This window comes from Actinomadura sp. 7K534, from assembly GCF_004348575.1.
Lineage (GTDB): Bacteria > Actinomycetota > Actinomycetes > Streptosporangiales > Streptosporangiaceae > Spirillospora > Spirillospora livida.
Map to the genome: position 1 here is coordinate 19,514 of NZ_SMKB01000004.1, position 12,722 is coordinate 32,235.

The 12,722-nt window shown below is 71.9% G+C and carries 11 protein-coding genes; 7 read left to right on the top strand and 4 right to left on the bottom strand.

Annotated features, from left to right (window positions below; genetic code table 11):
- The first annotated feature begins 26 nt into the window (after window positions 1–26).
- From E1266_RS01655 to E1266_RS01675, 5 genes are all read left to right on the top strand, one after another.
- Window positions 27–1,232: a hypothetical protein gene (locus E1266_RS01655; RefSeq protein ID WP_243718175.1), complete on the top strand. Its 1,206-nt coding sequence runs from the start codon at window positions 27–29 to the stop codon at window positions 1,230–1,232.
- On the top strand, window positions 1,232–2,017 hold the full coding sequence (locus tag E1266_RS01660; RefSeq protein ID WP_132042933.1) for an SDR family oxidoreductase: 786 nt from the start codon (window positions 1,232–1,234) through the stop codon (window positions 2,015–2,017). The genes E1266_RS01655 and E1266_RS01660 overlap by 1 nt, the downstream gene beginning before the upstream one ends.
- A 13-nt stretch (window positions 2,018–2,030) precedes the next feature.
- Window positions 2,031–3,170 carry a sulfotransferase gene (locus tag E1266_RS01665; RefSeq protein ID WP_132042935.1) on the top strand — a complete coding sequence of 380 codons (1,140 nt, stop codon included), beginning with the start codon at window positions 2,031–2,033 and terminating at the stop codon, window positions 3,168–3,170.
- Between the two features lie 355 nt (window positions 3,171–3,525).
- Window positions 3,526–4,308 carry a class I SAM-dependent methyltransferase gene (locus E1266_RS01670; RefSeq protein ID WP_132042937.1) on the top strand — a complete coding sequence of 261 codons (783 nt, stop codon included), beginning with the start codon at window positions 3,526–3,528 and terminating at the stop codon, window positions 4,306–4,308.
- A gap of 139 nt (window positions 4,309–4,447) precedes the next feature.
- Window positions 4,448–5,752, top strand: a complete 1,305-nt coding sequence (locus tag E1266_RS01675) for an alpha/beta hydrolase (protein WP_132042939.1) — start codon at window positions 4,448–4,450, stop codon at window positions 5,750–5,752.
- A gap of 36 nt (window positions 5,753–5,788) precedes the next feature.
- On the opposite strand, the gene E1266_RS01680 is transcribed toward E1266_RS01675, so the two are convergent.
- The 3 genes from E1266_RS01680 to E1266_RS01690 all read right to left on the bottom strand — a co-directional run bounded on the left by E1266_RS01680 (window position 5,789) and on the right by E1266_RS01690 (window position 9,139).
- On the bottom strand, window positions 5,789–6,586 hold the full coding sequence (locus E1266_RS01680; protein WP_132042941.1) for an ABC transporter permease: 798 nt from the start codon (window positions 6,584–6,586) through the stop codon (window positions 5,789–5,791).
- Entirely contained in the window at window positions 6,583–7,509 is a 927-nt protein-coding gene (locus tag E1266_RS01685; RefSeq protein WP_132042943.1) for an ATP-binding cassette domain-containing protein, read from the bottom strand. Before E1266_RS01685 ends, E1266_RS01680 begins: the two co-directional genes overlap by 4 nt.
- A 112-nt stretch (window positions 7,510–7,621) precedes the next feature.
- On the bottom strand, window positions 7,622–9,139 hold the full coding sequence (locus E1266_RS01690) for a potassium/proton antiporter (protein WP_132042945.1): 1,518 nt from the start codon (window positions 9,137–9,139) through the stop codon (window positions 7,622–7,624).
- A gap of 186 nt (window positions 9,140–9,325) precedes the next feature.
- Between E1266_RS01690 and E1266_RS01695 the strand changes: the two genes are divergently transcribed.
- Both E1266_RS01695 and E1266_RS01700 read left to right on the top strand, forming a co-directional pair.
- The gene (locus E1266_RS01695) at window positions 9,326–11,929 is read left to right on the top strand and encodes an MFS transporter (protein WP_132042947.1); all 2,604 of its coding nucleotides are present in this window, start codon (window positions 9,326–9,328) and stop codon (window positions 11,927–11,929) included.
- Window positions 11,926–12,174 (top strand): hypothetical protein, encoded by a 249-nt coding sequence (locus E1266_RS01700; protein WP_132042949.1) that lies wholly within the window; start codon window positions 11,926–11,928, stop codon window positions 12,172–12,174. The genes E1266_RS01695 and E1266_RS01700 overlap by 4 nt, the downstream gene beginning before the upstream one ends.
- Window positions 12,175–12,204: 30 nt before the next feature.
- Here E1266_RS01700 and E1266_RS01705 read toward each other — a convergent pair whose 3' ends face one another.
- On the bottom strand, window positions 12,205–12,711 hold the full coding sequence (locus E1266_RS01705) for a hypothetical protein (RefSeq protein WP_132042952.1): 507 nt from the start codon (window positions 12,709–12,711) through the stop codon (window positions 12,205–12,207).
- Window positions 12,712–12,722 lie beyond the last annotated feature (11 nt).

Genomic DNA, 12,722 nt, shown 5'->3' on the forward strand with positions numbered 1-12,722 from the left:
GTTCGTCAGACGTTGAGGGGAGTCAGGTGGCCATCGAGTCAGCCGCAGGCAGTCCCGCCACGCGATCGTTCGCCGAGGCGATCGCGGAGGCCGAGCAGATCATCCGCAGCGCGCCGCACGTCAAGACCGACCAGGACCTGGCCGAAGGGCTCGACTACCTCGCGGGCAGCATCAAGGCGTCGCTGCACATGGTGCAGGCGTACCAGCACGAATATCCGTACTTCGCCTCGTCCACCGGGCCTTACACGAAGCTCGGCCTCGACAACCCCGACACCCTGTATTTCCACGCCTACATACGGGACGACGCGGAGTACGTCGTCACCGGGCGCCGGGGGACCACCGCCGATCTGAGTTTCCAGATCATGAACGGCGACTACTCGCCCAGCCAGTCGCCCGACAGCCTCACCGCGTTCGATGACCGGGAGCTGGACATCGCCGCGGACGGGACCTTCCAGCTCCGGTTCGGGCCCCCGAAAGCCGACCCTGAGCCCGGATACGTCGCCGTGGCCCCCGGGTCGGCGATGCTGATCGTCCGGGAAGTGTTCAGCGACTGGGCGAACGAGCGTTCTGGCGAGATCCGCATCCACCGTGCCGACACGCTCGGCACGTCGCCGCCCTCCATTCCGTCCGACCGGATGGCCCGTCGGTATGCGGTGGCCGGGAAGATGCTGGTCGCTCGGCTGCGCACCTTCCTCGCCTTTCCCGAATGGCATTACCTGAACCTGCCGGTCAACACGCTCACCGAGCCGCGTCCCACACCCGGCGGGCTCGCGACGCAGTTCTCGTCCGTCGGGCACTACGACCTGGACGACGACGAGGTCATGGTCATCACCGCCCCCGCCGCCGAGCGCGATGTCGCGCCCTACCAGGGCTTCCAGCTCGGCAGCATGTGGTACGTCTCGCTCGACTACATCAACCACCAGACCAGCCTCACCGCCGACCAGGCCCGCGTGGACGACGACGGCATGATCCGGTACGTGGTCAGCGAGCGGGATCCCGGCCTCGCCAACTGGATCGAGCGGACCGGGCATCGCCGCGGCTACCTGCAGTTCCGCTGGCAGCGGCTCACCCGCGACCTCACCACGGCGGACGGGCCGAGCGTCGAGGTCATGCCGTTCGACGAGCTGCCGCGCCGGCTTCCCCATTACGAGCGGCAGCGGGTCACCGAGCAGGAATGGAAGGAACGGATCGCCGCCCGCCAAGTGGCCGTCGCCCGAAGGATGCTCGGCTGATGGGCGCCGAGTTGCTGGCCGGGAAGGTCGTCGTTATCTCCGGTGTTGGTCCTGGTCTGGGACGCGGTCTCGCCCTCCAGTGCGCCAAGGCAGGGGCCGATGTGGTGCTCGCCGCGCGCAACGAAGGCCGGCTCGCCGAGGTCGCCAAGGAAGTCGAGGAAATCGGCCGTCGCGCGGTCACCGTCCCGACCGATATCAACGACATGGCGGCCTGCGAACGGCTCGCCGAGACGGCGCACGACGCGTTCGGGCGCGTGGACGGCCTGGTCAACAACGCCTTCGCGACGCCGCCGCTGAAAGACCTCACCAAGGTCGACCTCGATGCCGTTCGGAGAGGCTTCGAGACCAATGTGCTGGCCGCTCTCCACCTCACCCGCCTGTTCGTCCCGGCGCTTGAAGAGCACAACGGCTCCGTCGTGATGGTCAACTCGGCGGTGCTCAGGCATTCCCGCCGGACGTTCGGCGCCTACAAGATGGCCAAGGCCGCCCTTCTCGCCATGGCGCAGAACCTCGCTACGGAACTCGGCCCGCGCGGCGTGAGAGTCAACACGATCGCCCCCGGATACATCTGGGCCGACAACCTCAAGTGGTACTTCGACCACCTCGCCAAGAAGCGCGGCGTCACGGCGCAGGAGATCTACGACGAGAACGCCGCTACCACCGACCTGCGCAAGCTGCCCGATCCGGACGAGGTCGCCGATGCCGTGGTGTTCATGCTGTCGCCGCTGGCCCGCGCGATAACCGGGCAGTGCCTGGACGTCAACGCCGGCGAATGGCACCACTAGGAAAGGCGCCCGAATGACCCAAGGCCGCGACACCGTCGGCACCGTCGAGGACCTCCACGCCTCCGCCAGCAGGATCACCGGCCTGGACGACTTCGGTGAGGACGACTACCTGGACGGGCTGAAGGTGCTCCTGGAGTCCTACGCCGAGGACGCCGGGCTCACCCCCCTCGGCAACAAGGCGCAGCGCGCGATGCTGCGCGGCGCGCTCGCCGCCCGGCAGTTCTCCGAGGCGGCGTGGCGGCGGCATCCCGAGCACGCCGGCGTCCCGGTCGAGCGGCCGATCTTCGTCACCGGCCTGCCCCGCACCGGCACCACCGCGCTGCACCGGCTGCTCACCGCCGACCCCGCCCACCAGGGCCTCGACCTGTGGCTCGCGGAGGTGCCGCAGCCGCGCCCGCCCCGCGAGACGTGGGCGGACGACCCGGTCTTCCAGGCGATCGACGCCGGATACCGGCGGCACCACATCGACAACCCCGAGTTCATGGGCGTCCACTACATCTCGGCGGACTCCGTCGAGGAATGCTGGCAGCTCCTCCGGCAGAGCATGCTGTCGATCTCCTTCGAATGCCTCGCCCACCTGCCGGCGTACTCGGAGTGGCTCGCGGGCCAAGACTGGACGCCCGCCTACCGCAGGCACCGCCGCAACCTGCAGCTCATCGGCCTGAACGACCCGGGGCGGCGCTGGGTGCTGAAGAACCCCAGCCACCTGTTCGCCCTGGACGCGCTGCTGGACGTCTACCCGGATGCGCTGATCGTCCAGACGCACCGGGACCCGCGAACCGCGATGGCGTCCATGTGCAGCCTCGCCGCGCACGCCACCGCGGGCTGGTCGGACGTCTTCACCGGCGCCGTGATCGGCCGTGACCAGCTCGAACTGTGGAGCCGCGGCCTGGAGCTGTTCCGCGCCGAACGCGCCCGCCACGACCCCGCGCAGTTCGTGGACGTCCACTATGACGACTTCGTCCGCGACCCGGTCGCGACGGCGGAGGGGATCTACCGGCACTTCGGGCTCCCGTTCGGCGACGACGCCCGGACGGCGATGGCGAGCCTGCACAAGGAGAGCGCGACCGGCGCCGCCAGGCCGTCCCACCGCTACGCGCTCGAAGACTTCGGCCTGACACCCGAGCAGGTCGACGAGCGGTTCGCCGGCTGACCGGCCGGGACCGCCTTCGCGGTGCCGGCGCGGACGGCGGGAAAGCCTTCTAGGGTTCTGATCGACTCCAGGTACGGGTCGGCATTTCTGTGCAGGTTCTTGCCGTGCTGTGTCATCTGTTCCGGCGTGGCTTTGCGATCCGCGCCGTCTCCGGGACTCATCTCGGCACCTCCGCCGCCGCCGTCATGGGCTCGCCGATACCGCTCCGAGGCGGTCCAATGACGGTGCGCCCGGCTCTCAGGCGGGTCTTCGGGCGGGCTTCGGCTTATCGGGCGGTGGCACGGGTAGTGCTCCTGTGCCATCGTGCAGGAACTGGCCGCCGCTTTCCCGGAGTGCGACTTCAGAGGACGAGCCGATGACCGAACCGGTCCCGCCGACGCGCAGGAATCGCGCGAGCCTCACCTACAAACTGCGGTACGCCGCCAAGAACCCCGACAAGATCAGGCCGTATCTGGCCAGGACGGCGCGCGACCTGAAACTGCGCGTCACCAGCCGTGACCATGTCGCCTACTACCGGGCCGTCATGCGGTCCGACGCGGCCCGGAGCCCCGAGGCCGCGGTCGGGAGCCCGACCCGGGAGCGCTGGCTGCGGCTCGGCAAGATGCAGTTCGACTACCTGGTCAAACACGGGCTCAAGCCCGATGACCGGATGCTGGAGATCGGCTGCGGGAACCTGCGGGCCGGGTGGCGCTTCATCGACTACCTCGACACCGGCAACTACTACGGCATCGACATCTCGCCCGACATCCTGCTCGCCGCGCAGGACACCCTCGTCCGCGAGGAACTGGGAGACAAACTGCCGCACCTGACGCTCGTCAACGACCTGACCTTGCGGTTCCTGCCGTCGGACCACTTCTCGGTCGTGCACGCGCACAGCGTTTTCAGCCACTCGCCGCTGAGCGTCATCGACGAATGCCTCGCCAATGTCGGCCGGGTCCTGGTCCCCGGCGGCTTCTTCGACTTCACCTTCGACCGCACCGAAGGAGCCGAACACCACGTCCTGCGGGAGGACTTCTACTACCGCACCGAAACGCTGACGTCGCTCGCCGAGAGGCACGGATTCACCGCCCGCTTCATGGACGACTGGGAAGAACTCCCGCACGGGCAATCCAAGATCCGCGTCACTAACCCCGCCTGACGCCCCGGCACCGTTCCGGTGAATAACCGGAACCGCCATCGCCTGGGCATGGGCACAGTGTCGCCGCCCGAACCTTGACGGCGATCCCCGGTGATCAGAAGCTACGGGCCCGGATGGTCACCACGAGGGGTTCGCTCCCATGCTGCGACGGCTCATCGCCTTCTTCTGCGCCCTGCTCCTATCCCTGTCGGTCGTGTCGCCCGCGCACGCGCACGGCCGCCGTCTCTCCCCGCGCCCCGTCGTGTTCGTGCACGGGTTCAGCGGCTCCGCCGGCCAGTTCGAGACGCAGGCGCGGCGCCTGGCGTCCAACGGCTACCCGGAGCAGTTCATCGAGGGTCACGAGTACGACTCGACGTTCACGGTCACGACCGTGGAACAGGTCTACGCGTCGCTGGACGACCGCATCGCGCGGCTCCTCGACCGCACCGGCGCCGACCGGGTGGACCTGCTCGCCCACTCGCTCGGCACCGCGCTGATGCAGAGCTACCTGCGCAGCTCGCCCGCGCGGGCGGCGACCGTCGCGCACTACGTCAACCTCGACGGCGCCGTCGCGGACGCCCAGCCGGGCGGCGTGCCCACGCTGGCGGTGTGGGGCGAGGGCTCGACGGAGCGGCAGGTCGGCGGCGCCGCCAACGTGTACTTCTCCGACCAGTCCCACACCCAGGTCGTGACCTCGCCCGAGACGTTCGCGCGGTTCTTCGAGTTCTTCAACGGGCGGGCGCCGGCCACGAGCTGGATCGTCCCGCAGGCGAGCATCTCCCTGTCGGGACGCGCGGTGCACTTCCCGACCAACGTCGGCGCGGCCGGTGCGCGGCTGGAGATCTACCGGGTGAACCCGTACACCGGCTCGCGCCTCACCAGCCGTCCCCTCGCCGCCTACGACCTCACCGGGGACGGCTCGTGGGGCCCGTTCGAGGGCCGGGGCGACGCCCACTACGAGTTCGCGGTCGTGTGGGACGAGTCGTCCGTCCACCACCTGTACTTCCAGCCTTTCCGCCGCAGCGACCGGCTCGTCCGGCTGCTGACCAGCCGTCCCGGCGAGGGACTGTCGGGCCTCGTGGAGACCGGTGACGACCACGCCGCCCTCACCATCAGCCGGCAGAAGGAGTGGTGGGGCGACCAGGGGAGCGCGGGCGACGCCCTCTACATCGACGGGCGGCAGGTGCTGAACGCCGCCAACGCGCCGCGCACCAAGCGCACCATCGGGATCTTCGCCTTCGATGCCGGGCGCGACCGCGTCACCGACCTCGGCGCGCCGATCCCGGCGTTCTTCGCCACGCCGTTCATGACCGGCATGGACGTCTTCGTCCCGGCCGGGCCGCGCCCGATCGCCCTCGTGTCGCAGCCCCGCGGCGGCGGCGGCCGCATCGACGCCCTCGCCGTGCCCGCCTGGCCGTCCAGCGGCCACCGGATCTCCGTCCAGTTCAACGACCACCTGAACTGACACGACGAGGCCGTCTCCGCCGCCGCGACGCGGTTCTCAGGCGTCGCGGCGGCGGAGCGCGGCGTGCCCGGCGAGGAGCGCGGCCGCCGCCCAGGCGGCGAGGATCAGCAGGCCGAGCGCCGGCGGGTACGTGCCGGACTCGCCGCGCATGAAGGCGGCCCCGGCGACGGCGGGCATGAAGTCCGCGACGCGTTGGAACGCGGTGATGCCGCTCGCCTGCAGGCTGGCGGGCACCACCAGGACGACCAGGAAGATCACGATGAGCGTGCCGACCGCGCTGCGCAGCAGGGCGCCGGCGCCCACGGTGAAGACGCTGATCAGGGCCAGGTAGGCGCCGACGGCGAGGACGTCGCCGAGCCACGGGCCGAACTCGAACCCGCCCCAGCGGCCGAGGATCGGCAGCGCCGCCAGCGACCCGGCGGCGGCGAGCACGGTACCGGCGGCGCCGCCGATGACGCCCGCGACCACGGTCTTGGCCGCCAGCATCTCGCCCCTGCGCGGGATCCACTGGAGGGTCGCGCGGATCGCCCCGGTGGAGTACTCGCCCGTGATCAGCAGCATGGCCAGCCCGATCAGGACGAACTGGACGAGGTCCACCGCGCCGATGGCGATCGTCCCGACGGCGACCACGCCCTTGTCGTCCGACGGGTCGTCGTTCCCGTTGGCGTTGAGGGTGTAGATGGCCAGCTGGAGGCAGGCGAGCCCCATCAGGATGGCCGCCCCGAACAGGTTCCAGTAGGTGCTGCGGACCGTCCACGCCTTCGTCCACTCGGCCGCCACCGCACCCGGCAGGCGTCCCCCGGTTGCGGTGCGGGTCTCCGTCATGGCGGTCATCGGGCCTCTCCGGTGGACGCGGTGAACTCGGTGCTTCCGGCGGTCAGCTCCATGTACGCCTGTTCGAGCGTGGCCTCCAGCGGGCTCAGCTCGTGCAGGAGGACGCCGAGCCGGTGGGCCGCCTCGCCGACGGACTCCACGGTGGTGCCCGAGAGCAGCAGCTCCCCGGGCGAGACCTCGTCGGCGGTGACGCCCAGCCCCGCCAGGTCGGCGGCCAGTCCCCGCAGCGCCTCCGGGCGCGGGCCGCGGACCCTGACGCGGCGCCGCGAGCTTCCGGCGAGGATCTCGGTGACCGGCGCGTCGGCGATGAGCCTGCCCTTCCCGATGACCACGAGCCGGTCCGCGGTGCGCTCCATCTCGCTCATCAGGTGGCTCGACACGAAGACCGTGCGTCCTTCGGCGGCCAGCGAGCGCATCAGCTCGCGCACCCAGCGGACGCCGTCGGGGTCGAGCCCGTTCACCGGCTCGTCGAACATCAGGACCGGCGGATCGCCGAGGAGCGCGCCGGCGATGCCGAGCCGCTGGCCCATGCCCAGCGAGCACGTCCCGGCCCGCTTGCCCGCGACGTCCGACAGCCCCACCATGTCGAGCACCTCGTCGACCCGCCGGCGGGGGAGGCCGTTGCTGCGCGCCATCGCCAGCAGATGGTTCCGGCCGCCGCGGCCGGGGTGCACCGCCCGCGCGTCCAGCAGCGCGCCCGCCTCGCGCAGCGGATGCCGGAACCGCGCGTACCGGCGGCCGGACACCAGCGCCGTGCCCGCGGTCGGCTCGTCCAGGCCGAGGATCATCCGCATGGTCGTGGACTTCCCGGCGCCGTTCGGGCCCAGGAAGCCGGTCACCAGGCCGGGTTCGATCGTCAGGGACAGGTCCGCCACGGCGGTCGTCCCGCCGTAGCGTTTGGTCAGGCCGGTCAACGTGATCATGCGCTCTCCGCTCGTGGTCTCCCCGGAAAGCTAGGGAGCGGCGGGCGGCGCCCGCGATGGCCGATCGGCACCCGGCACCCCCGACTTTCGGCAGGCCGGCCCGGCCGGACGCTCAGGACGCGGGGCCGTTGCCGGTCTCCGGGTCGCCGTGCTCGCCGAGCCAGTAGGCGAGGCGCCCGCGGCGGCCGACCGCGCGCAGCCGGCGCTCGGTGGCCTCGCGGACGGACTCCGCGGTGACGACGAGGACCTCGTCCCCCTCCATCAGGATGGTCGTCGGTCCGGGCACCAGCGCCGCGCCGTCCCGGACGATCAGGCTGACCACCGCGGCGGGCGGCAGCCGCAGCTCGGAGATCTCGACGCCGTGCAGCCGGGAGCCGACCGGGACGGTGAGGGTGAGCAGCTCGGCGCCGAGCGTGTCGAGCGGGGCGGCCTCGACCTGGACCTCGCGGGCCTGGCCCGGCTGGATCACGCCGAGCAGCCGCGCCGCGCCGGGCAGGCTCGGCCCCTGGACGAGGGTGAACACCACGACCAGCACGAACACGACGTGCAGCAGGTCCCGCGCCCCCTCGACGCCGGAGACGATGGGGAACGTGGCCAGCACGATCGGCACGGCGCCGCGCAGCCCCGCCCACGACAGGAACGCCTGCTCCCGCCAGGGGAAGCGGAAGCCCGGCAGGCACACCAGCACCGAGACCGGCCGCGCGACCAGCAGCAGGACCAGGCCCGCCACCACCGCCGGCACGACCGCGTCCGGCAGCCGGCTCGGATCGACCAGCAGGCCGAGCATGACGAACAGCCCGATCTGCCCCAGCCAGCCGGCGCCCTCGGCGAACGACCGGTTCGCGGCGCGGTGCGGCAGCCGGGAGTTCCCCAGCACCACTCCGGACAGGTAGGCGGAGATGATGGCGCTGGCGCCCACCACCCCGGCCGCGGCGAACGCGAGGATGCCGAACCCGAACGTCGCCAGCGGGTACAGCCCGGTGGCGGGCAGCGCGATCCGCCGCAGCGCGACGACGCCGAGCCGGCCGATGACCAGCCCGAGGGCCGCGCCCGCGCACAGCTGGAAGAACAGGTTGCCGACGACGTAACCGGCGCTCGGGAACGGGCCGGCGCTGCTGAACACCAGCACCAGGATGATCGTGGGCGCGTCGTTGAGTCCCGACTCGGCCTCCAGCAGGCCCCGGAGCTTGGCCGGCAGCGGCAGCGCCCGCAGGACGGCGAACGTCGCCGCCGCGTCCGTGGAGGACACGATCGCGCCGAGCAGCAGCGCCAGCCGCCAGTCCATGCCCAGCAGCCAGTGCACGCCTGCGGCGGTGACGAGCATCGAGACGGCCACGCCCACGGTCGCCAGCACCCCGGCGGGCGCGAGCAGCCGCCGCAGGCTGTTCCACGACGTGGACAGGCCGCCCTCGATGAGGATGAGGCCGAGCGCGGCGGTGCCGAGCGCCTGGGCGAGCTGGGCGTCGTCGAAGTGCAGGCCGATCCCGTCCTCGCCCATGATGAGGCCGACGGCCAGGAAGAACAGCAGGCTGGGCAGCCCCACCCCGTGCGCAACGCGGACCGCGGTGATGCTCGCCAGCAGGGCCGCGCCACCGACCAGCAGCACCAGAAAGAGGTGCTGCAGCGTCATCGCATCCCCTCCCGTCGCCCGTGGCCCGTACCCGCATCCTCTCGTGTGCGGGAGAGGGCCGCCCGCACCGGGACCGGCGTTCTTGACCTTGGCCGCGCGGGTCAGGTGTGACTTCCGGTGGATGGGTAGCCAGATAGCGGCGACTTTTCGGGGGCCGCGACAACCGGCTTTAGGGGGTTGACCGCCATGGCGGAGGATGCGCGCCTCGGCACGCTGACCACGCAGATACCCGCGCGCATGGACCGCCTTCCGTGGTCGCGGTTCCACTGGATGATCGTCGTCGGGCTCGGCACGGTCTGGATCCTCGACGGGCTCGAGGTGACGATCGTCGGGTCCGTCGCCGCGCGGCTCACCGAGGAGGGCGCCGGGGTCGGCATGACCGCGGCCGACATCGGGTACGCGGCGGCGATCTACGTGGCGGGCGCGTGTCTCGGCGCCTTGTTCTTCGGGCAGCTCACCGACCGGTTCGGCCGGAAGAAGCTGTTCATCCTCACGCTGGTCGTCTACGTCATCGCGACGGTGGCGACCGCGTTCGCGTTCGCGCCCTGGTACTTCTTCATCTGCCGGTTCGTCACCGGGATGGGTATCGGCGGCGAGTACGCGGCGATCAACTCGGCCATCGACGAGCTGATCCCCGCCCGCGCCCGCGGCCGGGTGGACATCATCATCAACGGCAGCTACTGGCTGGGCGCGGCGGGCGGCGCCCTCGCCGCCGTGGTCCTGCTCAACACGGACCTCCTCCCGATCGACCTCGGGTGGCGGCTCGCGTTCGCCGCGGGCGGCGTGCTCGGCCTCGTCATCATGTTCGTCCGGCGGCACGTCCCGGAGAGTCCGCGCTGGATGTTCATCCACGGCCACGAGGAGGAGGCCGAACGGCTCGTCGACGGCATCGAGCGCCGGGTCCGCGAGGAGACCGGGCAGGAGCTGGAGGAGCCCGGCGAGAGCATCACGGTGCGGCAGCGCAAGGCCATCCCCTTCCGGCAGATCGCCGAGGTCGCGTTCAAGCGGTACCCGAAGCGGGCGATCCTCGGGTTCGCGCTGTTCGTCGGCCAGGCGTTCCTCTACAACGCGGTGACGTTCGACCTCGGCACGATCCTGAGCGGCGTGTTCGACGTGGCGTCCGGGACGGTGCCGTACTTCTTCGCCATGTTCGCGCTCGGCAACTTCCTGGGCCCGCTGCTGCTCGGCCGGCTGTTCGACACGGTCGGCCGCGTGCCGATGATCGCCGGGACGTACTTCGCCTCCTCGGCCCTCACCATCCTGCTCGCCACCCTGCTGGTGACCGGGTCGCTGACGACGTGGACGTTCATGGCGCTGATCGGCGTGACGTTCTTCTTCGCCTCGGCGGGCGCCAGCTCCGCCTACCTGACGGTCAGCGAGATCTTCCCGATGGAGACGCGGGCGCTGGCCATCGCGTTCTTCTACGCGATCGGCACGGCGACGGGCGGCATCACCGGCCCGCTCCTGTTCGGCAAGCTGATCGAGTCGGGCGAGGGGAGCATCGTCGCGTACGGCTTCTTCCTCGGCGCCGCGATCATGGCGCTGGGCGGCCTCGCCGAGCTGTTCTTCGGCGTCAAGGCCGAGCAGGCGTCGCTGGAGAACATCGCCAAGCCGCTCACCGCGCACGAGGCCGAGGAGGAGGCGGTGCTGGAGCAGGCGGGGGCCGGGCCGGACGTGCGGCCGGAGCGCCGCGCCGCGCTGGAGGCCCGCCGCCACGCCGAGGAGCACCGGGCGCACGCGGCCGAGCACCGCGCCGTCATCCACGAGCTCGCGACGCGCGCGGACGCGGGGGACGAGGACGCCGCCGAGCGGCGGCGGGTCGAGGAGGTCCTCGCGCAGACCGCCGAGTGGGAGGCCGAGCGGCTCACCGAGGAGGCGGCCGCGCACGAGGAGCGGATCGCCGCCGAGGACGCCGGCACCGATGGCGAGCGCCGCAGCGCGCTGGAGCGCGCCGCCGCCGCCGAGGAACGCGCCGGCGCGCTGCGGCAGCAGGTGGAGTCCCTCACCGCCGCGAACCAGCGGGACGCCGAGACCCACGCTGCGCTCGCGGAGGCCGCGGCCGAGCGGGCCCGCGCCCGCGAGCAGCGCGCGATGGCGGAGGAGGCGACGGCGCGGGCCGCGGAGCTGGAGGGCGTCGAGGCCGAGATCGCCCGCGGCCAGGCCGAGACGTTCGGCGAGTGGGAGAAGATGCACGCCGAGCTCGCGCGAGCCCACGTCGCCCGGGCCGAGCGGGACGCCGGCGAGGTCGAGCGGCACGAGCGCCAGGCCGATGTGCACCGGATGCGGGCCGAGTCCGCCGCCGACCGGATGGAGGCCGCGCAGCACCGCTCGGCCGCCGCGTCCCTGGCCGCGGAGTCCGGTACGGCAGAGCAGGTGCGGCGGGAGCGGGAGGCGGCGGCGGAGCGGCGCCGTGCCGCCCGCGAGCGCGACGAGCGCATCCGCGAGCGCGTCCTGCGCCGCCAGCGCGAGCGGCGCGCCGGCTGGCGGCGGCTGCTGCCGGGGCCCGGGGATACGTTCTACGCGCCCTGGATGCTGGGGATGGGCCGGACGACCGACTCCGACATCGCCATGGACCGCGAGGTCAACGCCATCGCGCAGGCCCTCAACGAGCACGGCCCGACCAGCCGCCAGCACCTGGCCGAGCTGGTCGGCGCGCGATACTGGGGGCCGGGCCGGTTCCGGGCCGCGCTGCGCGAGGCCGTCCACGAGGGACTCGCCCAGCCCCAGGCGCGCAACCGGTTCGCGCCGCCGCCCAAGACCGCCGCCCCCGAGTCCGACGGGTCCGAATGATGATGCGCTGCCGACTGCTCGGCCACGACTACCGTTTCACCGCCGACGCCGAGACGATGCGCTGGAACTGCGTCCGGGAATGCGGGGCCGGCGGCAGCAAGACCTACCCCACCGCCGCCGACGCCCGGCGCTACGCCGCCGCCTTCGACCGCAAGGACAGCGACGACCTGGGCAACCGCGCCCCCTTGATCGGCCTGTTCCCGCTGCGGATACTCCGCGCCATCCGCGGACACAAACGCGCATGAAGCCGCGCACGGCACCGCGGCCGACGGGCTCTACGCCGAGGCCGAGCCCTGCGGGTCTTCCTGAAGGTCGCTTCGCGAGTCGCCGGGCTGTTCGCTGGACCGCACCGGGCCGGAGTCCGTGCGGAACATCCGGAACAGGCCGCCCCGGTGGAGCAGGAACAGGGCCAGCAGGCCGAGCAGCGCCGACATGATCCATTCGCGGCTGCCGGACATCATGTAGACGTGTCCCGACCTGCCGATGTCGCGCGCCGTGACCTGATCGCCGGGACTCACTCCGGGGCCGTCCCCGTAGAGGCCGACGTCAACGCGCCGGCTCGTCCCGTCGTCGGACCGGAACCGGCCCTGCCAGCTGCAGGACGTGTGGCCGGGGTGACTGATGCAGCTCCGGGACTCGGCCGTGAAGACGCCGGGCGTCCCCGCCTCCGCGTCGGCGGCCCGCAGCGCCTGGGGCAGCTGCGTCAGCACCAGCCCCAGGAGGAGGCCACCGACGATCATGACCATCACGTCGAAGGCGGCGGGACGGAACGTGGACCTCATACCCCGGCCCG

Bases quoted from the DNA above. Each gene is read 5' to 3' on its own strand.
- E1266_RS01660 (WP_132042933.1), top strand. From the start codon at position 1,232: ATGGGCGCCGAGTTGCTGGCCGGGAAGGTCGTCGTTATCTCCGGTGTT.
- E1266_RS01665 (WP_132042935.1), top strand. From the start codon at position 2,031: ATGACCCAAGGCCGCGACACCGTCGGCACCGTCGAGGACCTCCACGCC.
- E1266_RS01670 (WP_132042937.1), top strand. From the start codon at position 3,526: ATGACCGAACCGGTCCCGCCGACGCGCAGGAATCGCGCGAGCCTCACC.
- E1266_RS01675 (WP_132042939.1), top strand. From the start codon at position 4,448: ATGCTGCGACGGCTCATCGCCTTCTTCTGCGCCCTGCTCCTATCCCTG.
- E1266_RS01680 (WP_132042941.1), bottom strand. From the start codon at position 6,586: ATGACCGCCATGACGGAGACCCGCACCGCAACCGGGGGACGCCTGCCG.
- E1266_RS01685 (WP_132042943.1), bottom strand. From the start codon at position 7,509: ATGATCACGTTGACCGGCCTGACCAAACGCTACGGCGGGACGACCGCC.
- E1266_RS01690 (WP_132042945.1), bottom strand. From the start codon at position 9,139: ATGACGCTGCAGCACCTCTTTCTGGTGCTGCTGGTCGGTGGCGCGGCC.
- E1266_RS01695 (WP_132042947.1), top strand. From the start codon at position 9,326: ATGGCGGAGGATGCGCGCCTCGGCACGCTGACCACGCAGATACCCGCG.
- E1266_RS01700 (WP_132042949.1), top strand. From the start codon at position 11,926: ATGATGATGCGCTGCCGACTGCTCGGCCACGACTACCGTTTCACCGCC.
- E1266_RS01705 (WP_132042952.1), bottom strand. From the start codon at position 12,711: ATGAGGTCCACGTTCCGTCCCGCCGCCTTCGACGTGATGGTCATGATC.